General features: G+C 67.0%; 18 protein-coding genes. 16 read left to right on the top strand and 2 right to left on the bottom strand.

From position 1 onward, the window contains the following. Positions 1-24 precede the first annotated feature (24 nt). The 6 genes from ACO05N_RS16420 (at position 25) to ACO05N_RS16395 (ending at position 7,798) form a co-directional block, all read left to right on the top strand. Positions 25-1,125 carry an AAA family ATPase gene (locus ACO05N_RS16420; protein WP_422058062.1) on the top strand — a complete coding sequence of 367 codons (1,101 nt, stop codon included), beginning with the start codon at positions 25-27 and terminating at the stop codon, positions 1,123-1,125. Positions 1,126-1,127: 2 nt separating this feature from the next. After that, positions 1,128-1,997, top strand: coding sequence for an XrtA system polysaccharide deacetylase (locus tag ACO05N_RS16415; RefSeq protein ID WP_422058061.1), 870 nt, complete (start codon positions 1,128-1,130; stop codon positions 1,995-1,997). Beyond that, positions 1,994-3,067 (top strand): FemAB family XrtA/PEP-CTERM system-associated protein, encoded by a 1,074-nt coding sequence (locus ACO05N_RS16410; RefSeq protein WP_422058060.1) that lies wholly within the window; start codon positions 1,994-1,996, stop codon positions 3,065-3,067. Before ACO05N_RS16415 ends, ACO05N_RS16410 begins: the two co-directional genes overlap by 4 nt. Next, positions 3,067-4,287 carry a TIGR03087 family PEP-CTERM/XrtA system glycosyltransferase gene (locus ACO05N_RS16405; RefSeq protein ID WP_422058059.1) on the top strand — a complete coding sequence of 407 codons (1,221 nt, stop codon included), beginning with the start codon at positions 3,067-3,069 and terminating at the stop codon, positions 4,285-4,287. Before ACO05N_RS16410 ends, ACO05N_RS16405 begins: the two co-directional genes overlap by 1 nt. A gap of 2 nt (positions 4,288-4,289) precedes the next feature. Continuing rightward, positions 4,290-5,822 (top strand): exosortase A, encoded by a 1,533-nt coding sequence (gene xrtA, locus ACO05N_RS16400; protein WP_422058058.1) that lies wholly within the window; start codon positions 4,290-4,292, stop codon positions 5,820-5,822. A gap of 86 nt (positions 5,823-5,908) precedes the next feature. Further along, positions 5,909-7,798 (top strand): XrtA/PEP-CTERM system amidotransferase, encoded by a 1,890-nt coding sequence (locus tag ACO05N_RS16395; protein WP_422058057.1) that lies wholly within the window; start codon positions 5,909-5,911, stop codon positions 7,796-7,798. A 77-nt stretch (positions 7,799-7,875) separates the two neighbouring features. Here the strand turns inward: ACO05N_RS16395 and ACO05N_RS16390 are convergent, their stop codons facing one another. Both ACO05N_RS16390 and ACO05N_RS16385 read right to left on the bottom strand, forming a co-directional pair. Beyond that, positions 7,876-8,316 carry an MAPEG family protein gene (locus ACO05N_RS16390; RefSeq protein ID WP_422058056.1) on the bottom strand — a complete coding sequence of 147 codons (441 nt, stop codon included), beginning with the start codon at positions 8,314-8,316 and terminating at the stop codon, positions 7,876-7,878. Between the two features lie 86 nt (positions 8,317-8,402). Beyond that, positions 8,403-9,395, bottom strand: coding sequence for an alpha/beta hydrolase (locus ACO05N_RS16385; RefSeq protein ID WP_422058055.1), 993 nt, complete (start codon positions 9,393-9,395; stop codon positions 8,403-8,405). A gap of 120 nt (positions 9,396-9,515) precedes the next feature. Here ACO05N_RS16385 and ACO05N_RS16380 point away from each other — a divergent pair, with 120 nt between their 5' ends. From ACO05N_RS16380 to ACO05N_RS16335, 10 genes are all read left to right on the top strand, one after another. Further along, entirely contained in the window at positions 9,516-10,721 is a 1,206-nt protein-coding gene (locus ACO05N_RS16380) for a saccharopine dehydrogenase family protein (RefSeq protein WP_422058054.1), read from the top strand. A gap of 124 nt (positions 10,722-10,845) precedes the next feature. Then, positions 10,846-12,015, top strand: coding sequence for a carboxynorspermidine decarboxylase (locus ACO05N_RS16375; RefSeq protein ID WP_422058053.1), 1,170 nt, complete (start codon positions 10,846-10,848; stop codon positions 12,013-12,015). Between the two features lie 28 nt (positions 12,016-12,043). Next, positions 12,044-13,915, top strand: a complete 1,872-nt coding sequence (locus tag ACO05N_RS16370) for an ABC-F family ATP-binding cassette domain-containing protein (protein WP_422058052.1) — start codon at positions 12,044-12,046, stop codon at positions 13,913-13,915. Beyond that, entirely contained in the window at positions 13,912-14,823 is a 912-nt protein-coding gene (locus tag ACO05N_RS16365) for a histone deacetylase (protein WP_422058051.1), read from the top strand. Before ACO05N_RS16370 ends, ACO05N_RS16365 begins: the two co-directional genes overlap by 4 nt. A gap of 89 nt (positions 14,824-14,912) precedes the next feature. Then, positions 14,913-16,790 (top strand): 2-oxoacid:acceptor oxidoreductase subunit alpha, encoded by a 1,878-nt coding sequence (locus ACO05N_RS16360; RefSeq protein WP_422058050.1) that lies wholly within the window; start codon positions 14,913-14,915, stop codon positions 16,788-16,790. Continuing rightward, a complete protein-coding gene (locus tag ACO05N_RS16355) occupies positions 16,787-17,812 on the top strand; it encodes a 2-oxoacid:ferredoxin oxidoreductase subunit beta (protein ID WP_422058049.1) in 1,026 nt (341 codons plus the stop codon). Before ACO05N_RS16360 ends, ACO05N_RS16355 begins: the two co-directional genes overlap by 4 nt. 10 nt (positions 17,813-17,822) lie before the next feature. Continuing rightward, complete coding sequence (locus ACO05N_RS16350) at positions 17,823-18,788, top strand: metal-dependent hydrolase (RefSeq protein WP_422058048.1); 966 nt, start codon at positions 17,823-17,825, stop codon at positions 18,786-18,788. Then, positions 18,785-20,152, top strand: a complete 1,368-nt coding sequence (locus ACO05N_RS16345) for a cryptochrome/photolyase family protein (protein ID WP_422058047.1) — start codon at positions 18,785-18,787, stop codon at positions 20,150-20,152. The genes ACO05N_RS16350 and ACO05N_RS16345 overlap by 4 nt, the downstream gene beginning before the upstream one ends. A gap of 51 nt (positions 20,153-20,203) precedes the next feature. Beyond that, entirely contained in the window at positions 20,204-21,460 is a 1,257-nt protein-coding gene (locus tag ACO05N_RS16340) for a class I SAM-dependent methyltransferase (RefSeq protein WP_422058046.1), read from the top strand. A gap of 11 nt (positions 21,461-21,471) precedes the next feature. Further along, positions 21,472-22,638, top strand: coding sequence for a serine hydrolase domain-containing protein (locus ACO05N_RS16335; RefSeq protein ID WP_422058045.1), 1,167 nt, complete (start codon positions 21,472-21,474; stop codon positions 22,636-22,638). Positions 22,639-22,655: the final 17 nt, after the last annotated feature.

Below are 22,655 nucleotides of genomic sequence, written 5' to 3'. Positions count from 1 at the left end.
GGTTTTTGGTCCAGGAATGGCAGCATGTACGACGACCATTACGGACTGAGCGGGCGACCGTTCCAGCTGACGCCGGACCCGGCGTTCTGGTTCGATACGGCCACGCACAAAAAGGCGATGGCCTATCTGGGCTATGGCCTGAGCCAGGGCGAGGGGTTCATCGTCATCACCGGCGCCCCGGGTGCGGGCAAGACGACTCTGGTCGGTCACCTGATGGAAACGATCGACCCCGAGCGGCTGCACGTCATCAAGATCGTGACGACGCAGGTCGAGGCCGAGGACCTGTTGCTGATGGTCGCGGCGGGGCTGAACATCGACGGCACGCATCTGGCCAAGGCGCAATTGCTCGCGGCAATCGAGAAGCAGCTGCACGCGGTGGCGCGGCAGGGGCGGCGGACGCTTCTGATCGCCGACGAGGCGCAGGCGCTGCCGATCGAGAGCCTCGAGGAGCTGCGCATGCTCTCCAACTTCCAGGCGGGCGGCTATCCGCTGCTGCAGATTTTCCTGCTTGGCCAGCCCGAGTTTCGTGCGCGGCTGTCCGATCCGCGGCTCGACCAGCTGCGCCAGCGGGTGATCGCGATGCACGCGCTGGAGGGCATGGGTGCGGACGAGTTGGAGCCGTATCTGATCCACCGACTGTCGTGCGTCGGGTGGCGGGGCAAGCCGCGCTTCACCAATGATGCCGTGGCGGCAATCTATCGCTGGTCGGGCGGGATCCCGCGCAAGGTCAATTTGCTTGCCGGCCGTGTGCTGCTGCTTGGCGCGATCGAGGAGATTACGAGCTTTACCGGCGCCGATGTCGAGGCCGTGATCGCGGACCTCGAGGGCGATCTTGCGGGGGCGATGCCGCCTTCGGCTCCGGCGCGCCCGGCTCCGGTTCCGGCGCCGGCCGAGGCTGCGCAGGCGGCGCGTGACGCGTTGCGGCGCGAAGTGTCGGCTCCGGCGGCGCCTGCTGCGGCAGCTGCGCCCGTGCCGGTGGTGGATGCCGATCTGGCCGCGCGGTTCGCGCGGCTGGAGGCGCGGATCGAGGAACAGGATGCGGCGCTGCGCCGTGTGCTGACGCTGATGGTCGACTTCATCGAGGTCGAGGATGCCCGGCCGACGCGGCGGGGAGCCGCTGCCTGACGATGGTTGCCAACGCCCTTTCCGTCGATGTCGAGGACTGGTTCCAGGTCGGCGCCTTTGAGACGGTGATCGCGCGCGACGACTGGGCGTCGCTCGAGCATCGCGTCGAGGCGAATACCGACAAGGTGCTGGCGCTGTTCGGCGAGGGGGGTGTCAAGGCGACGTTCTTCACGCTGGGCTGGGTGGCCGAGCGCTATCCCGCGCTGATGCGGCGGATTGCCGATGCGGGGCATGAGGTGGCGAGCCATGGCTGGGATCACCAGCGCGTGTTCACCATGGGGCCGGAACAGTTTCGCGCCGACATCGCCCGCGCACGCGCGGTGCTGGAGGACGCGACCGGGCAGAAGGTGAGCGGATATCGCGCGCCGAGCTTTTCGATCGATGTCCGCACCCCCTGGGCGCATCAGGTGCTGGCGGAGGAGGGCTATGCCTATTCGTCGAGCGTCGCGCCGATCGGGCATGACCATTATGGCTGGGCCGACGCGCCGCGCCGCGCCTATCGCCCGGTGCCCGGGTGCGACCTGATCGAGCTGCCGGTGACCACCGCGCGGTTCCTGGGGCGCGAGGTGACGACGGGGGGTGGGTTTTTCCGCCTGTTGCCCGGAAGCGTCGTGCACGGGGCGATCCGCGCGATGAATGTGCAGGGGCAGCCGGCGGTGTTCTACTTCCATCCATGGGAGGTCGATCCGGGCCAGCCGCGTGTCGAGAATGCGCCGCTCAAGTCGAAGCTGCGGCATTACAGCCGGTTGGGGGCGATGGCGGGGAAGTTGCGGACGCTGTTCGCGGCGCATCGCTGGGACCGGACCGATCGGGTGGCGGCGGCGGAGGCGGCGTTGCTCGATCGCGCGCCGGTGCTGGAGGCTGCCGCGTGAACGCGCCGATCCAGCTGCGCCCGCTGACGCTGCGTGTCGCCGATCTTGGCGATACGATCGATCGCGCGCGGATCGGCGCCTATGTCCATGAGCATCGCGACGCGACGCCGTTTCACCTGCCCGCATGGAGCGCGGCGGTGGCCAAGGGGTGCGGACAACGCAGCCATTATCTGGTCGCCGAGCGTGGCGAGCGCGGCATCGTCGGGGTGATGCCGCTGACCGAGCTGCATTCGCCGCTGTTCGGGCGCGTGCTGGCGTCAGCCGGGTTCGGCGTGGGCGGCGGCATCCTTGCCGACAAGCCGGTGGTGGCCGAGGCGCTGGCCGAGGCGAGCTGGGCGCTGGCGCAGCGGCTGAGCTGTCCGAGTGTCGAGGTGCGCGGCGGGCCGCGGCCTGGGCCGGACTGGAGCGTGGACGACAGCCATTATCTCGGCTTCGTCCGTCCGCTCGCCGAGGATGACGATGCCGAACTGCTCGCCATACCGCGCAAGCAGCGCGCCGAGGTGCGCAAGGCACTGGACACCGACCTGACAGTCTCGGTCGGGCGCGATCCTGCGGACGTCGCGGCGCATTACGCCGTTTATGCGGAATCGGTGCGCAATCTGGGTACTCCGGTATTTCCGCGTGCGCTGTTCACGGAAGTGTTGCAGGAATTCGGTAGCGCAGCCGATGTACTGGTTGTGCGGCGTGAGGATAGGCCGGTGTCCGCTGTGTTGAGTCTCTATTGGCGGCGAACGGTATTCCCCTATTGGGGTGGCGGCACGGCGGAGGCGCGCCGGTTGCGCGCCAATGACCGCATGTATTTCGAGCTGATGCGCCATGCCCGTGATCGTGGCTGTACCCGCTTCGATTTCGGCCGGTCGAAGGTCGGCACCGGCGCTGCGGCGTTCAAGAAGAATTGGGGGTTCGAGCCGCTGCCGCTGACCTATTATGACCGCGTCGCCGAGGGCGCGGCGATCCGCGACGCCAATCCGCTCAATCCCAAATACCGGCTGCAGGTCGCAGTTTGGAGCAAGCTGCCGCTCGCCATCGCCAACCGCGTGGGCCCGTGGATTTCGCGGGGGCTCGGCTGATGGGCGATATCCTGTTCCTGGCGCATCGCGTGCCGTTTCCCCCCGATCGCGGCGACAAGATCCGTGCGTTCAACATCATCCGCTACCTGAGCGAGCGCAAGCGCGTGCATCTGGTGGCGTTCGCCGACGATCCCGCCGACCTCAAGCGCAAGTCGGGCCTGGCCAAGCTGACCGGCAATCGTCAGATCGTGTGGCGCAGCAAGCCGCAGGCGCTGGCGGGCGTCCAGTCGCTGCTGTCGCACCGGCCGGTATCGCTGACCGCGTTCGACAATGCCGAGGTGCATCGCGCGGTGGAGTCGATGCTGGCGCGGCATGCGATCGACACGATCTACGTCTTTTCCAGCCAGATGGCGCAATATGTGCCGCTGCGCCCGCGTCAGCGCGTGGTGATGGATTTTGTCGACATGGATTCGGCCAAGTTCGCGAGCTATGGCGCGACCAGCCGCGGCTTCACAGGCTGGATGATGCGGCGCGAGGCACAGCTGCTCGGCGCGCACGAGAAGGCGATCGCCGCGCGCGCCGATGCCAGCCTGTTCGTCAGCGAAGAGGAGGCGGAGCTGTTCCGCGCGCGCACCGGGGCCCAGCGGGTCCATGCGGTGTGCAACGGCATCGACACCAGCATTTTCGACCCCGGCGCGCAGTTCAAGCGCATCGATACGATGGGCGAGCTGATCGTGTTCACCGGCCAGATGGACTATCGCCCGAATATCGAAGGGGTGACCTGGTTCGTCGAGACGATCCTGCCGCATATCCGGCTGCGCCATCCCAATGCGCGCTTTGCCATTGTCGGACGTAAGCCGACCGACGCAGTCAAGGCGCTGACCAAGCACCCGGGCGTGACCGTGACCGGCGAGGTGGCGGATGTCCGTCCCTGGCTGCATGCGGCATCGGTGGTGGTGGCACCACTGAAGCTGGCGCGGGGGGTTCAGAACAAGGTGCTCGAGGCGATGGCGATGGCGCGGCCAGTGGTGGCCTCGGCGGCTGCGGCGACCGGCATCGACCATGGCGGCACGATCGAGGTCGGCGAAACGGTCGGCGAGATCGCCGACGCGGTCACGCGGATCCTGTCCGATCCGAAAACGGGCGCGGAGTTCGGCGCGCTCGCCCGGCAGCGCGTGATCGACCATTATAGCTGGGATGCACGCCTGTCGGTGCTGGACGATATTCTGGGGCTGCGCGGCCGCACCGACCGCCGCACGGCGCGCCCGGCGGCGGCCTGAACATGGCGAGCGCGGCGGTCCCGGTCGCGGCAGGCCAGCCGCTGTTCGACACGGTGTGGCAGCGGCATGCGGCGATGCTGGCCGGGGTATGGGCGCTGCTGCTGATCCTGTTCCGCGGCGATGTCGGCGATCTGGCCGCCATCTACTGGACCAACACCACCTTCGGCCATTGCCTGTTCGTCGCGCCGGTCGTCGGCTGGCTGGTGTGGCAACGGCGGGTGGATCTCGCCAATGTGCCGCCCGCCGCCTGGTGGCCGGGGCTGGTCGTGGTCGCTGGCGGCGCCGGGGCGTGGTTGCTCGGCGATGCGGCGGGCGTGGCGCTGTTCCGGCATCTGGGGCTGGTGGTGATGCTGCAGGGCGCGGCGGTCGCGCTGCTGGGACCCAATGTGGTGCGCGCGTTGGCGTTTCCGCTGGCCTACATGATCTTCCTGGTGCCGTTCGGCGAGGGGCTGGAAAAGCCGCTGCAGGACCTGACGGTCGCGATCCTGGTGCCGTTGCTCGACCTGTTCGGGGTGCCGGCGCATGTCGATGGCGTGCTGATCACCACGCCGAACGGCTATTTCGAGGTGGCCGAGGCCTGTTCGGGCGCGAAGTTCGTCATCGCGATGATCGCGTACGGCGCGCTGGTGGCCAATGTCTGTTACGTCAGCTGGCCGCGCCGGATCGCCTTCATGGGCGTGGCGCTGATCGTGCCGATGCTGGCGAATGGCGTGCGGGCGTTCGGGACGGTCTATGCCGCGTACCTGACGTCGGTCGAGGCGGCGACGGGGTTCGACCATATCCTCTATGGCTGGGTGTTCTTTGGCGCGGTGATGGCGGGCGTGCTGGCGATCGGGTGGAAATGGTTCGACCGCGATCCCGACGCGCCGTGGTTCGATCCCGCCAGGCTGCAGGCGCGCTGGCCGGGGACGGCGCAGATGCCGGCGGTGGTGGCGCTGGTGGCGCTGACCGTGGTGAGCCTGTTCATGGCCTGGGCCGGGGTGATCGCGACGCGCGCGGATACGCTGCCCGCGCGGATCGTCGCGCCGCGGGTGGCGGGGTGGGTGCAAGGGCCGCTGAGCACGCGTGCGGTTTGGAAGCCGAACTTCCCCGGCGCGGATCATTTCGTCATGACGCGCTATTCCGACGGCATGGGCGCGCAGGTCGATCTGGTGATCGCGGTCTATGCCAGCCAGCGCGAGGGCAAGGAGCTGGTCGGGTTCGGGCAGGGCGCGATCCGGGAGAATGACAGCTGGGTGCGGATCGAGGATCTCCCCGAGCTGGAGGGCGGAAGTGCGCTGCGCATGACCGCTCCGGGGCCGGTCGAGCGCGAGGTCGTGACCTGGTATCGCGTCGGCGATGTCGTTACCGGCAGCCCGTCGCGGATGAAGGCGGAGACGCTCAAGGCGAAGCTGCTCGGCGGGCGGCAGCGCGCGGTGGCTGTGATGGTCTCGGCGGAAAAGGGCGACCTGCCGACGCGCGCGGCGATCAAGCGGTTCCTGGGAGCAATGCCGCCGGTGGATGTGCTGGCGGATCGGGCGGCGGGAGTCGATTGAGCGGCGAACGGGCGGCTGTGCTCTTGCACCGGCGCGCCATCCCCGCGAAAGCCGTGAGACGGAACCGGGCGGGGAACGACTGACTGATGTGCGGCATAGCTGGCCTTTACTATCCCGGGACGCCCAAGCCGGTGGACGCGGCGCGTGTTCGAGCGATGACCGATGCGCTGGTGCATCGCGGGCCGGACGGCGCAGGCGTGTGGACCGCGCCCGGCGTAGGCCTGGGGCATCGGCGGCTGTCGATCATCGACCTGGCCGGCGGCGGGCAGCCGATGGCGACGCCGGAGGGCGATGTCGTCGTCAGCTTCAACGGCGAAATCTATAATTTCCAGGAGGTCCGCGCCGAGCTGGAAGCGAAGGGCGCGGCGTTCGTCAGCCATAGCGACACCGAAGTGCTGCTGCATGGCTGGCGCGCATGGGGGCCGAGGTTGTTGGAGCGGCTCAACGGGATGTTCGCCTTTGCGCTATACGACGCGCGGGCGCAGTCGCTGTTGCTGGCGCGCGACCGGATGGGGGTGAAGCCGCTCCATTATGCCGAATTGTCGGACGGGGCGGTGGCGTTCGCGTCGGAGATCAAGGGATTGCTGGCGCATCCGCTGTTCCGTCGCACTCCCGATTTCAACGCGGTCGAGGATTTTCTGGGGCTGGGATACGTCCCCGATGACGCCAGCGTGCTGGCGGGGGTGAAGAAGCTGCCCGCCGGACATTATCTGTTGCTGGAGCGCGGCAGGCCCGTGGCGGCGCCGGTCAAATGGTGGGACATCGACTTTTCGCAGCGGGCCAAGGGGTCGGCGCGCGACCTGGAGGCGGAGCTGATCCAGCATCTGCGCAGCGCGGTGCGATCGCGCATGATCGCCGATGTGCCGCTGGGCGCATTTCTGTCGGGCGGGGTGGATTCGAGCGCGGTGGTCGCGCTGATGGCAGAGGCGAGCCGGGCGGCCGTCAAGACCTGTACGATCGGGTTCGACGAGGCGGGCTATGACGAGACGGCGCATGCCGCGCTGGTGGCGGAGCGGTTCGCGACCCAGCATCGGGTGAAGACCGTCGCGGCGGACGATTATGCGCTGATCGACACGCTGGTGCATCATTTCGACGAGCCGTTTGCCGATGCGTCGGCGCTGGCGACTTATCGTGTGTGCGAGCTGGCGCGGGAGAGCGTGACGGTGGCGCTGTCGGGCGATGGCGCGGACGAGGCGCTGGCGGGCTATCGGCGGTACAAGTTCCACGCGGCGGAGGAGCGGGTGCGCGCTGTGCTCCCGGCATCGGTGCGCGGCATGTTCGGAGCGCTGGGGCGGGTCTATCCCAAGGCGGACTGGGCGCCGCGCCCGCTGCGCGCGAAGACTACGCTGCTGGCGTTGGCGGATGAAGGCGGGGCGGCCTATGCCAAGGCGGTGGGGGTGACTACGCCGGAGGTGCGCAGCGGGCTGTACACCGATGCGGCCCGGGCCACGCTGGGCGGGCATCGCGCCGAGACGCGCTATGTTGAGACGATGCGGGAGGCTCCAGCGCGCGACGGGCTGGACAGGGCGCAATATGCCGACTTCAAGCATTGGCTGCCCGGCGACATCCTGACCAAGATGGACCGCACCAGCATGGCGGTCAGCCTGGAGGCGCGCGAGCCGCTGCTGGATTATCGCTTCGTGGAGTTCGCCGCGACGCTGCCCGCGTCGATGCGGATCCGGGGCGGGCAGGGCAAGTGGCTGATGAAGAAGGCGCTGGAGCCGTATCTGCCCAAGGACATTCTCTATCGGCCCAAAATGGGGTTCGTGACGCCGGTATCAGCGTGGTTCCGCAAGGCGCTGGCGGAGGAAGCGGCGGGGCTGGCGCGATCGCGCGTGCTAGCGGGGAGCGGGTGGTTCGAGCCGAAGGCGATTGCGCGGCTGGCGGAGGAGCATCGGTCAGGGCGCGCCGAGCATGGGCGGACCTTGTGGCAGTTGATGATGCTGGAGCGGAGTTTGGCCCGGTTGTTCCCGTGACCCGTCGCCCCGGCCTTGCGCCGGGGTGCGGTGAAGAAGAAGCCCTGTCCCGGGTCAAGCCCAAGACGACGGTGAGTTTAGTGGAAGCTCACGCCCCAATACGCCATCGCGGCGTGGACCGTCAGCATGATGAGTGCGATCGTCGCCAGCGCGAACAGCGAGAAGCGGATGATCACGCGGTTGGTGGTGACCTGAATCAGACTGTGGGCGATGCGCAGGACGACATAGACCCAGGCGATGGTCGCGTTGAGATTGTCGCCCTGACCCATCAGCGCCAGCACGATGCAGATCGCGTAGAACAGTACCGGCTGTTCGAGCAGATGGTTGTAATTATCGGCGGGCCATTGTGCCTTGGTTTCGATCTTGGCGCGCAGGTCCGCGCCGGTGCCGCCGGTGAGGTTGGCGACGTCGATCCTTGCGCGCTTCATCGCCGGGATGCGGGTGGCGTACATCCATAGCCACATGATGAGCGTCCAGCCGATCAGTGCGATGACCGGGCCGAAGATGGCGCTGTGCATGATGTGTCCTCCCCCTTTGTTAGGTGAGGGTGCGACGGTCGGTACGGGTTTGCAACCAATTCCTCCCCCTTTCGGGGAAGGTCCGATTACTTCACGTGCGTCGCGGTCCAGGTGGCGAACCATTCCAGCCATTTGTGACCGGGATTGGTCGCGGGGAGCGAGAGCGCGCCAAAGCCGTGGCCGCCGCGTTCGAGCAGATGCGCCTCGACCGGCACCTTGTGGCGGCGGGCGGCTTCGACCAGCGCGATGCTCTGACCGACCGAGACGGTGCCGTCGTCCATCGCGTGGCACAGGAACAGGGGCGGCATTGCGGGACTGGCGCGGGTGAGCACGTCGAAACGGGCGGAAGCGGCACCGGCGGGCGGCGGGCCGCCGAACAGGTTCGGGCCGGAGCGACTGTTGGGGCCGGCGCTGGCGAACTGGGTCACCGGGTAGATCAGGCCGGAGAAATCCGGGCGGGCGGACAGGCTGTCGGCGGTGTCGCGCGGCTTGTAGACCGGATCGGCATGGCCGACGGTCAGCGTACCACCGAGATGCCCGCCGGCGGAAAAGCCGAGGATTCCGAGCTTTTTGGGGTCAATGCGGTAATGCGCGGCATTGGCGCGGATCAGGCGCATCGCGCGCTGGGCATCCTGCAGCGGCACGTCGGTGCGGTTGAACCAGCCTTCGCCGGGCAGGCGATAGGCGAGGACGAACACGGTGATGCCGAGCGGGTTGAGCACGCGTGCGACATTCACCCCTTCATTGATCAGGCTGACAAACACATAGCCGCCGCCAGGCATCACCAGAACCGCGCGCCCGTCGGGCCGCTGCGGGCGGAACACGCCGATATAGGGGTGGCGGATGCCCTTTTCCCAGCGCTGCGCCGTGCCGGGGGGCAGGGGGACCGGTTCCTTCGACGGCGCGATTCCGGGCGGGGTGCCGGGCGGCAGGGTCGGCCACAGCATCAGCGTTTCGCGTGGCGGCCATGGCGGGAGCGGGGCGAACACCTTCTGCGCCGATTGCGCGGCGGCGGTGCCGCTGAGGCCGAATGCGGCCGCGCCGCCGATAAATGTCCTGCGTCGGATCGTCATGCTCATGTCGCATCCATAGGGGAATCCAGCGGCTTGGGGCCAGCCTGTGCTTCGCCCTTTGCATCCGGCGCGCGGGTCCCATATGGGGGCCGCATTCCCCCGGGACAGTTGAGGAAGGACAAAGGCGTGAAGGACGTTCTCGTAATCGGCGCAGGCGGCGTTTCGTCGGTCGCGGTGCACAAGATGGCGAAGAATCCCGAGCTGTTCGGCAAGATCACGCTCGCCAGCCGCCGTCAGTTCAAGTGCGATGCGATCGCCGAATCGGTCAAGGAGCGCTTTGGCGTCACGATCGACACCGCGCAGGTCGATGCCGATGACGTCGCCGCGACGTCGAAGTTGATCGAGCAGGTCAAGCCGAACCTGCTGGTCAACCTGGCGCTGCCCTATCAGGACTTGAACCTGATGGATGCGTGCCTCAACACCGGCACCGACTATCTCGACACCGCCAATTACGAGCCGCGCGATGAGGCACGGTTCCATTATGGCTGGCAGTGGGACTATCAGGACCGCTTCAAGAATGCGGGGCTGATGGCGCTGCTCGGTTCGGGTTTCGATCCGGGCGTGACCAGCGTGTTCGCGATGTACATCAAGAAGCATCTGCTCGACACGATCCGCACGCTCGACATTCTCGACTGCAATGGTGGCGATCACGGCCAGCATTTCGCGACCAACTTCAACCCCGAGATCAACATCCGCGAGATCACCGCGCCCGCGCGGCACTGGGAAAATGGCGAATGGGTCGAGACCCCGGCGCTGTCGACCCGGCAGGTGTTCGAGTTCGATCAGGTCGGCGCGAAGAACATGTACCTCATGTACCATGAGGAGCTGGAAAGCCTGGCCAAGTTCATCCCCGAAATGGAGCGTGCGCGCTTCTGGATGACGTTCGGCGAACAGTATCTGACGCATCTGCGCGTGCTGCAGAATGTCGGACTGACCTCGATCGAGCCGATCATGTACGAAGGCCGCGAGATCGTGCCGCTGCAGTTCCTGAAGGCCGTGCTGCCCGAGCCGTCGACGCTGGGCACCACGACCAAGGGCAAGACCAATATCGGCGATATCGCGACCGGCACCAAGGACGGGGAAGAGAAGACCTTCTACGTCTATAACGTCTGCGATCACGAGGATGCGTTCGAGGAGACGGGCAACCAGGCGGTGAGCTACACCACCGGCGTGCCCGCGATGATCGGTGCGGCGCTGATGCTCAATGGCATTTGGCGCGGCGAGGGCGTGTTCAACATGGAGCAGTTCGATCCCGATCCCTTCATGGACATGCTGAACCAGCATGGCCTGCCGTGGCAGGTCAAGGAACTGGCCGAGCCGCTGAAGTTCTGATCGCTTGCCGTCACCCCGGCGAAAGCCGGGGTCTCGTGCGGCAAGCGCGTTACGCTCAAACTGGGAGACCCCGGCTTTCGCCGGGGTGACGATATTTATGGAAACCCGTGCCGCGTCGCCCGTGATGTCCACCAAGGCCGGTGATCCGGGCGCGTTTGCCGGGTTCGACCTGAGCCGGGTGCCATCGCCATGCTTCGTCGTCGATGCGGCGGCGGTCGAGCGGAACCTCGCGACCATCGCCGATGTGCGCGACCGTGCGGGGGTGAAGATCCTGCTGGCGCTCAAGGCGTTTTCGATGTGGTCGCTGGGTGATCTGGTGGGCAAATATCTCGACGGGGTGGCGACGTCGGGCCTGTGGGAAGCGCGGCTCGCCAAGAATCACTATCATGGCGAGATCGCAACCTATTGTTCGGGCTATAAAAAGTCGGACATGGCGGAGGTCTGCGCGATTTCCGATCATGTGATCTTTAACACCCCGTTCCAGCATGCCGCGATGAAGAGCGAGCTGGCGGCGGCGCGCGCACGCGGCGAGACGTTCGAGGTCGGGTTGCGCCTCAACCCGATGCATAGCGAGGGCGAGGTCCAGAAATACGACCCCGCCCAGCCGCATTCGCGGCTCGGCTTCCCCGCCGATCAGCTGAAGGCCGAGCATCTCGACGGCGTGGACGGCATCCATGTTCATTCGCTGTGCGAGCAGGATTTTCCACCGCTCCGCCGGACCTGGGAGGCACTGAAGCCGCGGCTTGAACCCTATTTCGGCCAGCTGAAATGGCTCAATTTCGGCGGCGGGCATCACATCACCCGCGCCGATTATCAGCGCGACGATCTGGTCGATTTCCTACGCCAAGTGCGCGAGGAGACGGGGCTGGAGGTCATCCTGGAGCCGGGCGAGGCGATTGCGCTGGATACCGGCATCCTGGTCGGCGAGTTCGTCGATGTGTTCACCAACGGCATGCCGATCGGCGTGGTCGATATCTCCGCGACCTGCCACATGCCCGACGTGATCGAGGCGCCCTATCGTCCCGCGATGCTGGGCGAGGAGGGCGATGTGCTGGTGCGGCTGGGCGGGCCGTCGTGCCTGGCGGGCGATATCCTGGGCGATTTCCGTTTTCCGGAATGGCCGGTGCCGGGGCAGCGCTTCGCGTTTCTCGATCAGGCGCATTATTCGATGGTCAAGACGACGACGTTCAACGGCGTCCCGCTGCCGAGTATCGCGCTGTGGGACAGCCGGACCGACGATCTGCGGATCGTGAAGTCGTTCGGATACGCCGATTTCGAGGGGCGGCTTTCCTGAATCGGGTGGCGGTGCTAGGCGCGCCGCCATGCTGAACCTTTCCGCCATCACCGTCCGCCTGGGCGGGCGCACGATCATCGACCGCGCCAGTGCCGCATTGCCCCCGCGCGGGCGGATCGGGCTGGTCGGGCGCAACGGTGCGGGCAAGTCGACGCTGGTCAAGGTGATCGCCGGGCAGATCGACCCGGATGAGGGCAGCGCCGACATGCCGCGCGGCGCGCGCATCGGCTATGTCGCGCAGGAAGCGCCGGCCGGAAAGACCACGCCGTTCGAGACGGTGCTGGCCGCCGATATCGAGCGCGCGGCGCTGATGGCGGAGGCCGAGGGGCTGGAAGACCCCGACCGGCTGGGCGAGATTCATGAGCGGCTGGGGGCGATCGACGCCTATACTGCGCCGTCGCGCGCGGCACGGATCCTGGTCGGGCTCGGCTTTGACGAGGAGGCGCAGCACCGCCCGCTCGACAGTTTTTCGGGCGGCTGGCGAATGCGCGTGGCGCTGGCGGCGTTGCTGTTCAGCCAGCCGGACCTGTTGCTGCTCGACGAACCGTCGAACCATCTCGACCTCGAAGCGGTGCTGTGGCTGGAGGATTTCCTGATTTCCTACCCCGCGACGATCGTGATCGTCAGTCACGAGCGGGATTTCCTCAACAATGTCGTCGATCACATCCTGCACCTCGATAAGGGCAAGCTGACGCTTTATCCCGGCGGGTACGACCAGTTCGAGCGGCAAAAGGCCGAGCGGCAGGCGCAGCAGGCGGCGGCGCGTGAGAAGCAGCTGGCCGAGCGGGCGAAGCTGCAGGACTATGTCGCGCGCAACTCGGCCCGCGCATCGACCGCGAAACAGGCGCAGTCGCGGGCCAAGGCGCTCGCGCGAATGCAGCCGATTGCGGCGGTGGTCGATGATCCGACGCTGGCGTTCGGGTTTCCCGATCCCGACCAGCTGCGCCCGCCGCTGATCACGCTGGACCATGCCAGTGTCGGCTATGACGGGACGCCGATCCTGTCGCGGCTCAACCTGCGCATCGACCCGGACGACCGCATCGCGCTGCTGGGCCGCAATGGCAACGGCAAGACCACGCTGGCGCGGCTGCTGGCGGCGCAGCTGACGCCGCTGGATGGCGAGAAGGCGGCTTCGGCCAAGATGCGGGTGGGATACTTCACCCAGTATCAGGTCGAGGAGCTGCACAGCGACGAGACGCCGTTCGACCATATGCAGCGGTTGATGGACGGCCAGAAGCCTGCTGCGGTGCGCGCGCAGCTCGGCCGGTTCGGCTTTGCTGGCGACAAGGCGATGACGCAGGTCGGCAAGCTGTCGGGCGGCGAGCGCGCGCGGCTGGCGCTGGCGCTGATTACCCGCGACGCGCCGCACATGCTGATCCTCGACGAGCCGACCAACCATTTGGACGTCGATTCGCGTGAGGCGCTGATCCAGGCGCTGACCGCCTATCAGGGCTGTGTCGTGATCGTCAGCCATGACCGGCACATGATCGAGATGACCGCCGACCGGCTGGTGCTGGTCGATGGCGGCACCGCACGCCCGTTCGACGGGAGCATCGAGGATTACATTGCCTTCGTGCTGGCCAAGGAGCCGAAGGGCGAGGGCAGCGCGAAGGGCGGCGTCAACCGCAAGGATGCGCGGCGGGAGGCGGCCGAGGCGCGCGAGAAGGGCAATGCGATGCGCAAGGCCGCGAAGGCGGCGGAGGCGGAACTGGCCAAGCTGCAGGAAAAGCTGAGCGCAATCGACCGCGCGATGTTCGATCCTGCGAGCGCTGCGCCGGATCTGGCGAAGCTGACGATGACCGAGCTGATGAAGCAGCGCGGCGTGGTGGTGAAGGCGATCGAGGCGGCGGAAGTGACGTGGCTGGAGGCGCAGGAGGCGTTGGAGGCTTTGGCGGCGTGAGCGGCGGGACGGCCATCACCGTCGTCCACCACCCGCTCTACGTCGCGCCCGCGCCCGCGCGCAGCCAGTATCAGTGGAACAAGAATGGCCTCGTCCGCGATCTGTTGCGCGATCTGGGGGATGCGCTGGAATGGCATGAGCCCGAGCCGATGCCGCGCGACTGGGTCGAGGCGGTGCACGATCCCGACTATGTCGCGGAGGTGATCGAGACGCGGGTGCCGCGCGAGAAGGAGCGGCGGATCGGCTTTCCGATCACGCCAGAGGTGGCGGCGCGGGCGCTGGCAGTGCCGGGCGGGACTTATGCGGCCGCGAAGATCGCGCAGCAGCGGGGCTTTGCCGCCAACACCGCAGGCGGCAGCCACCATGCGCTGCACGCGACCGGCGCGGGGTTCTGCGTGTTCAACGACCTTGCGATCGCCGCGCACCGGCTGGCGGAGGAGGGAGAACGGGTGCTGATCGTCGATTGCGACGTGCATCAGGGCGACGGCACCGCCGCGCTGACCGCAGGGCGCACCGAAATCGCGACCTATTCGATCCATGCGGAGAAGAACTTCCCGGTGCGCAAAGCCCGCTCGACGCTGGACGTCGCGCTGCCCGACGGGGTGGATGATGCCGGCTATATGGACGCGCTGACCGCCAGCCTGCCTGGGCTGATCGATGCGTTCGCGCCGACGATCCTGCTCTATCAGGCCGGGGTCGATCCATGGGCGGGCGACCGGCTGGGGCGGCTGGGGCTGAGCCGCGAGGGGCTGGTGGCGCGCGATCGCTGGATCGGCACGCTGGCGCGGTGGCGCGGGCTGCCGCTCGCCAGTGCGCTGGGCGGCGGTTATGGCGCGGATGCGATGGAGGTATCGGCGCGGCATGTCGCGTCGATCCTCACGCTCGGCGCGGCGCGGACGGATCGGTAAAAGAAGCGGTTGCAACCGCGCGCCATCGTTCTAACCTCTCCTGCATACCGTCCCGCAGAGGATGGGACGACATTGCAGGAAGAGACTGAATGGCCACAGCCGCCCATCAGGTCACGCCCGAAGAGGCTTCCGCCAATCCGCCGCCCGAAGCGGTGGTCGTCCGATTTGCCGGGGACAGCGGCGACGGGATGCAGCTGACCGGGGGGCAGTTCACCCTGTCGACCGCGCTGGCGGGCAATGACCTCGCTACCTTCCCCGACTTTCCCGCCGAGATCCGCGCGCCGCAGGGGACGTTGTTCGGGGTCTCCGCCTTCCAGATCAATTTCGGATCCGCGGCGATCGAGACGGCGGGCGACGCGCCCGACGTTTTGGTGGCGATGAACCCGGCGGCGCTCAAGACCAATGTCGGTGACCTCAAGCCCGGTGGCCTGATCATCGCGGACGCGGGCGAGTTCAACAAGCGCAACCTGGACAAGGCGAAGTACGCGCAGAACCCGCTGGAGGACGACAGCCTCGCCAAATGGCAGCTGCTCAAGCTCGATATCTCGCAGCTGACGCTCGATGCCGTGAAGCCCTTTGGCCTCGGCAACAAGGAAGCGTTGCGCTGCAAGAACATGTGGACGCTGGGGCTGGCGCTGTGGATGTTCGACCGCGAGCGCGGGCCGTTGGTGGAGTGGCTTAAGGCGAAGTTCGCCAAGGTGCCCGAGCTGGCCGAGGCGAATATCGCGGCGCTGAATGCCGGACACGCCTATGGCGAGACGGCGGAACTGGGCGCGACCGGGATCGGGCAGCTGCATGTACCCGCCGCGCCGGTCGAGCCGGGGCTGTACCGCACCGTAACGGGCGCGGATGCGATCAGCATGGGGCTGGTCGCGGGGGCGCAGCTGGCGAACCTCAAGCTGTTCTATGGCGGCTATCCGATCACCCCGGCGAGCGCGATCCTGCACCATCTGGCGCGGTTAAAGGAGTTCGGGGTCACGACGTTTCAGGCGGAGGACGAGATTGCGGCGGTCGCCTCTGCCATCGGGGCGTCCTATGCCGGGTCGCTGGGCGTCACCTGTTCATCGGGGCCCGGGATCGCGCTGAAGACCGAGGCGATTGGCCTGGCGATCATGACCGAATTGCCGCTGGTGATCGTCAATGCGCAGCGCGGCGGGCCGTCGACGGGCTTGCCGACCAAGACCGAGCAGTCGGACCTGTATCAGGCGGTCTATGGCCGTAATGGCGACGCGCCGGTGCCGGTGATCGCCGCGCGTTCCGCCGCCGATTGCTTCGACGTGGCGATCGAGGCGGTGCGGATCGCGACGCAATATATGACCCCGGTGATGCTGCTGACCGACGGTTATCTGCAGAATGCCGCCGAGCCGTGGAAGGTGCCGGACATGGGCGATTATCCGCCATTCCCGGTGGAATTCCGCACCGATCCGCCGCCCGAGGGTGAAAAGTTCCTGCCCTATGCCCGCAACGACCGGCTGGCGCGGCCATGGGTCAGGCCGGGTACGCCGGGCCTGCTCCACCGCATCGGCGGGATCGAGAAGGCGCCGGGCACGGGCAATATCGATTATGCTCCCGCCACCCACCAGAGCATGACCGACACCCGCCAGGCGAAGATCGCGGGGATCGCGGTGCCGGATCAGCTGGTCGAGCAGGGCGCGCCGGGCGGGAAGCTGGTCGTGGTCGGCTGGGGTTCGACCTATGGCCCGATCACGCAGGCGGTGCGGCGGGCGCGGCGCAAGGGGCTGGATGTGTCGCACATCCATATCCGGCATATCTGGCCATTGCCGCGGAATTTGGGTGATTTGCTCAAGGGCTACGCGAAGGTGTTGGTGCCGGAGATGAACACCGGGCAGCTCAAGACCTTGCTGCGCGATCAGTTTCTGGTCGACGCCAGACCGCTCAACAAGGTGTCGGGGCAGCCGTTCCGGATCCACGAGATCGAGGCGGCGATCGAGGAGGCTTTGGCATGAACGAGATAACCACCATCCGCCCCTCGACGCCCAAGGATTGGGAGACCGATCAGGAGGTCCGCTGGTGCCCCGGCTGCGGCGACTATGCGATTCTGAAAGCGGTGCAGCGGACGATGCCGGAGATTGGCGCGACGCCGGAGAAGACGGTGTTCGTTAGCGGGATCGGCTGCTCCTCGCGCTTCCCCTATTATATGGAGACCTATGGCTTCCACACCATCCACGGTCGCGCGCCGGCGGTGGCGACGGGGGTGAAGCTGGCCAATCCCGATCTGGACGTGTGGATCATCACCGGGGATGGCGACGGACTGAGCATCGGCGGCAATCACACGATGCACCTGCTGCGCCGTAACCTCGATTGCCAGATATTGTTGTTCAACAACGAAATTTACGGGCTGACCAAGGGTCAATATTCGCCAACCAGCCGGGAGGGGACGCGATCGCCCTCCACCCCGTTCGGGTCGGTCGATCATCCGGCGAAGCCGTGCGCGTTTGCGCTGGGCAGCGGCGCGCGGTTCATTGCGCGCGGGATCGATGTGAACAAGAATCTGCCCGCAGTGCTCAAGGCGGCGCACGCGCACAAGGGCGCGGCGTTTGTCGAGATTTTCCAGAACTGCATCGTCTATAACGCCGATGTCTTCGCGTCATTCACCGACAAGGCGAATGCCGGGCACCAGCTGTGGGTCGAACATGGCAAGCCGCTGGTATTTGCGGGCGGGACGAAGGGGCTGGCGCTCGATACCGGGAGCCTGACGCTGATGGTCGTCGATGTGGTCGATGGCGATACGGCTGGCGTGCTGGTGCATGACGTCACCAACCGGATGCTCGCGCATCTGCTGGTGGAAATGCCGTTCGGGCCGTTCCCGATGGCGCTGGGCGTGATCTATGACGATCCCGCGCCGACGTTCGAGAGCGCGGTCGTCGCGCAGAATACGGCGGCGAGCGAGGGCAAGGTCGCGGACCTGCAAAAGCTCGTCAGCAAGGGCCAGACCTGGCAGGTGGACAAGGAACCGCGCACCGCATAGCGCGGCGAGCATGGACAATCTGACACATAGCCTGATTGGGGTGGCGCTGGGGCAAACGGGGCTCAAGAAGCTCTCCGGCCTGGGCATGCCGACGCTGATCATCGCGGCGAACATCCCCGATCTCGATGCCGCCTGCACAGTCTATGGCATCCAGTCGCTGGAGATGCGGCGCGGGCTGACGCATGGGCCGATCGCGATGCTGGTGCTGCCGGTGCTGTTGACCGCGATCATGATCGGGTTCGACCGGTGGCAGACGCGGCGGGGCAAGCGACCCGAAGCGCGCGCGCCGGTGCGGCCGTGGCAGCTGTTGTTGCTGGCGTTCATCGGTACGCTCAGCCACCCGGCGTTCGACTGGCTCAACAGCTATGGTATCCGGTTGCTCGAGCCCTTTTCATCGCGCTGGTTCTATGGCGACAGCATCTTTATCATCGACATCTGGATGTGGGCGATGCTGATCGGCGGGTTCCTGTGGTCGCGCCGGGCGGAACGGCGCGGGGGCGACTGGCGGCGGCGCGGCGGGATCGTGGTTGCGGCGGTCAGCGCGTATATCCTGGGCAACGGCGTGCTCACCGGCCTGGCCGAGACGCAGACCGCCGAGCGGGTGCGTGCCGAATACGGGATTACCCCGGAACTGGTCGTCGCCAACCCGGTGCCGATCGCCTTCTGGCAACGCGAGACGCTGTGGCGTGGTGCGGGGCAGCGCGGGAGCGGGTCGCTGAACCTGACCGGCGGGGTGCTGCCCAGCCTGTTCGCCGAGCCGGAGCGGGGGCCGCTGCCGATCGGGATGGACGATCCGCGTATCGCGGCGGCTGCGGCGCGGTATCCGGAGGTGCGCGCATTCCTGTTCTGGTCGCGCATGCCCTATGCAGAGCTGCGCGCGGATGACAGCATCGTCATCAGCGACCAGCGCTTTGGCAACCCGATGACGCGCGGACGGTTCAGCGTCCGCATCCTGCCCAACAGGGAAACTGAATGACGAGCATCCTGTGGTTTCGCCGTGACCTGCGATTGTCCGATCAGGCGGCGCTGATCGCCGCGGCGGGGGAGGGGCCGGTGGTGCCGGTCTATATCCTCGACGACGATACGCCCAGGCATCGCGCGATGGGCGGGGCATCGCGCTGGTGGCTGCACCATAGTCTGGCGAGCCTCGACGCGGCGCTGCGTGCCAAAGGATCGCGGCTGATCCTGCGGCGGGGCAAGTGCGATGACGTGCTGGCAGCGCTGGCGGAGGCCGTGGGGACGAAGCGGGTCCACTGCATCCGCCATTACGAGCCGTGGTGGCGCAATGCCGAGCGGGCGGTCGCGAAGCAGCTGGAGCTGGTCTGCCATGATGGCAACTACCTCGCGCCGCCGGGTGCGGTGACGACGGGATCGGGCGAGCCGTACAAGATCTACACGCCGTTCTGGCGTGCGTTGCGGCAGCGAATGCCCCCGGCGGCTCCGGCGAACCGGCCGCGCGACATTCCCGCACCATCGAGCTGGCCCAAATCGGATCTGCTGGAGGATTGGGCGCTGCTGCCGACCAAGCCCGACTGGGCGACAGGCTTTGCCGAGTGGGAGCCGGGTGAGGCGGGTGCGCGCAAGCGGGTCGACGCCTTTGTGGACAGCGCGGCGGATTACGACCGCACGCGCAACCTGCCTTCGATCGAGGGGAGCTCGCGGCTCAGCCCGCACCTCCATTTCGGCGAGGTGTCGCCGGCCTATGTCTGGCACCGGGTTGCTGATGCCGGCGGATCGGTCGATGTGTTCCTGAGCGAGATCGGCTGGCGCGATTATGCGCAGAATGTGATCCTGCAATTCCCCGACTATGCCGCGAAGAATGCGCGGGAAAAGTTTGACGCGATCCCGTGGCGCGATTTCCGATCGTCGGCGGTGCGCGACGAGTTCGATGCGTGGACCAAGGGGCGGACGGGGTATCCGATCGTCGATGCCGGGATGCGGCAGCTGTGGGCGACCGGGTGGATGCACAATCGCGTGCGGATGATCGCGGCAAGTTTCCTGATCAAGCATCTGCTGATCGACTGGCGTGAGGGTGAGAAGTGGTTCTGGGACACGCTGGTAGACGCCGATTACGCGAGCAACGCGGTCAACTGGCAATGGGTGTCGGGGACGGGCATCGATTCGAACATGTTCGTGCGGATCATGGCGCCGCTGTCGCAATCGGAGAAGTTCGATGCGGCGGGCTATATCCGTGAGTGGGTGCCGGAACTCGCGCGCCTGCACGATGATGTGATCCACGATCCCGAGGAACATGGGCGGCGGCCGGACGACTATCCGCGGAAGATCGTCGGCCACCGCGAAGCGCGCGAACGGGCGCTGGCGGCGGTGCGGGGGATCTGATCCTGGCTTTTGCGGCTTGCCCGACTCACGTTGGCCGTGGTTGTTGTGCGCGTGAACCAGACCCATTTCCGCAATCGAGGCCGTCGTGACGGAGCGAACCTTCGAGGCACCGCGAGCGCGCTGATTGCCGGGGTGGCGGAGCCTTGGCTTCACCGCCTGCTCGACCGGATCGATGCGGGGCTGGCCGAGGGGGCGATTGCGGCGACATTGCCCGGCGGCATGCAACGGCGGTTGGGCGGGCGAGCGCCGGGGCCAGAGGCGGTCGTGGCGATCCGCAGCTGGCGCGCGCTGTGGCGGCTGGCGACCGGCGGGTCGGCGGGCTGGTACGAGGCATGGGCGGCGGGCGAGTGGACCAGTCCCGATCCGGTGCCGCTGTTCGACCTGTTCGTACGCAATCGCGCGACGCTGGGCAATGCCGGGCGTGCAGGGGGCGTGGGGCGGATCGCCAAGCGCGTGTGGCATTGGTTCCAGCGCAATTCGCGGACCGGATCGCGGCGCAACATCGCCTATCACTACGACCTCGGCAACGACTTCTACGCGCCGTGGCTGGACGCGAGCATGACTTACTCGAGCGCGCTGTTCGCGCCGGGGGTGGCGTCGCTGGCGCAAGGGCAGGTGGCGAAGCTGGCGGCGGTGCTGGAGCGGACTGGGACGGCGCCGGGGGACCGCATCCTCGAGATCGGGTGTGGCTGGGGATCCTTCGCCGAACTGGCGGCGCGCGGCAGGAGATTGGTGCACGGCATCACGCTGTCGGCGGAGCAGAAGGCCTATGTCGAGGCGCGGATCGCGCGTGCCGGGCTGGACGGTGTGACCGTCGGGCTGACCGATTATCGCGACGTGACCGGCGTGTTCGACGCGGTGGCGAGCATCGAGATGGTTGAGGCGGTGGGGCAGGATTACTGGCCGGCCTATCTGGCAACGATCGCGCGGGTGCTGAAGCCGGGCGGGCGCGCGGCGATTCAGTATATCGCGATCGATGACGCGATCTTCGACGCCTATGCGCGCAATGTCGATTTCATTCAGGCCTATGTGTTTCCCGGCGGGATGCTGCTGTCCGAGGGCCGCTTCCGCGCGATCGCGCAGGCGCAGGGACTGCGCTGGGCCGATCAGCACAATTTCGGCATCGATTATGCCAATACGCTGAAGCTGTGGCGGGAGGCGTTCGACGCGGCGGTGGCGGAGGGGCGGCTGCCTGCCGAATTTGATTCCCATTTCATCGATCTGTGGCGCTATTACCTGATGTATTGCGAAGGCGGGTTTCGCGGCGGGGGCATCCATGTCGCGCAGGTCACGCTGATAAAAGACTAGGGAGAGGGATGATGCGGGCTTGGGGAGTAGCGCTCGGCGCACTGGCATTGGCGGGTTGCGCAGCGGGTGCCGGAACGCCGCCGCCCGCCGTTCAGGCCGCGCCGCAGGATATGGCGAAGCTGCGTCAGGTCGGTGCCGCGGTGCTGTTCTGGTCGCAGGAGGAGCGGTACCGCAACTTCCCGGCGATGGAGACGATCTTCCCCGGCACCACCGCCCAGGCCGGGCGCAAGGTCCGCGCGCTGCCCAAGGGTACGCCGCTGCCGGTCGCAGAGGCTGACGTGTCCGCGTTCATGACGGCGCAGAACATGACCGGGCTGCTGGTGCTGCAGGACGGCAAGGTGCGGCTCGAACGCTATGCGCGCGGCTATGGGCCAGAGGGGCGCTGGACGAGCTTTTCGGTCGCCAAGTCGGTGACCTCGACGCTGGTTGGGGCGGCGATCAAGGACGGCTATATCAAGTCGATCGACGATCCCGTGACGCGCTATATCCCCGATCTGGCCGGTGCTGGCTATGACGGGGTGTCGATCCGACAGCTGCTGACGATGACGTCGGGGGTGAAGTGGAACGAGGATTACACCAACCCGAATAGCGACGTGGCGCGGATGTTCGCCGAGGCGGTGCCTGCCGGGCAGGACCCGACCGTGTTTTACATGCGCAAGCTGCCGCGCGAGAGCGAGCCGGGGGCCAAGTTCGTCTACAAGACCGGCGAAACGAACCTGATCGGCGTGCTGGTGCGCCGTGCGACGGGCAAGTCGCTATCGGCCTATCTCGAAGAGAAGATCTGGAAGCCCTATGGCATGGAGCGCGATGCGTTCTGGATGACCGACCAGACCGGCGCGGAAGTGTCGGGGTGCTGTCTGTCGGTATCGCTGCGCGATTATGGGCGGATCGGGCAGATGGCGCTGGAGGGCGGGAAGGGCATCGTCCCCGCCGGCTGGTTCGCCGACGCAACCAAGGCGCAGGTGAGCTTTCCCGGCGGCGGCTATGGCTATCAATGGTGGGTGCCGGCGGGCGGCGTGTTCGCGGCGCAGGGTATTTTCGGGCAGTCGATCATCGTAGATCCGGCGAACAAGCTGGTGATGGTTACCAGTGCCGCCTGGCCGCGTGCAAGCGACCGCGATTTATCGGCGGCGCGGATGGCATTTGCGATGAAGGTGCAGGCGGCGGCGAGACAATAATCTCGCCCCGTTTGGCG

This window comes from Sphingomonas sp., assembly GCF_965227385.1.
GTDB lineage: Bacteria > Pseudomonadota > Alphaproteobacteria > Sphingomonadales > Sphingomonadaceae > Sphingomonas.
This window is presented reverse-complemented; position numbering and strand designations above follow the sequence as displayed.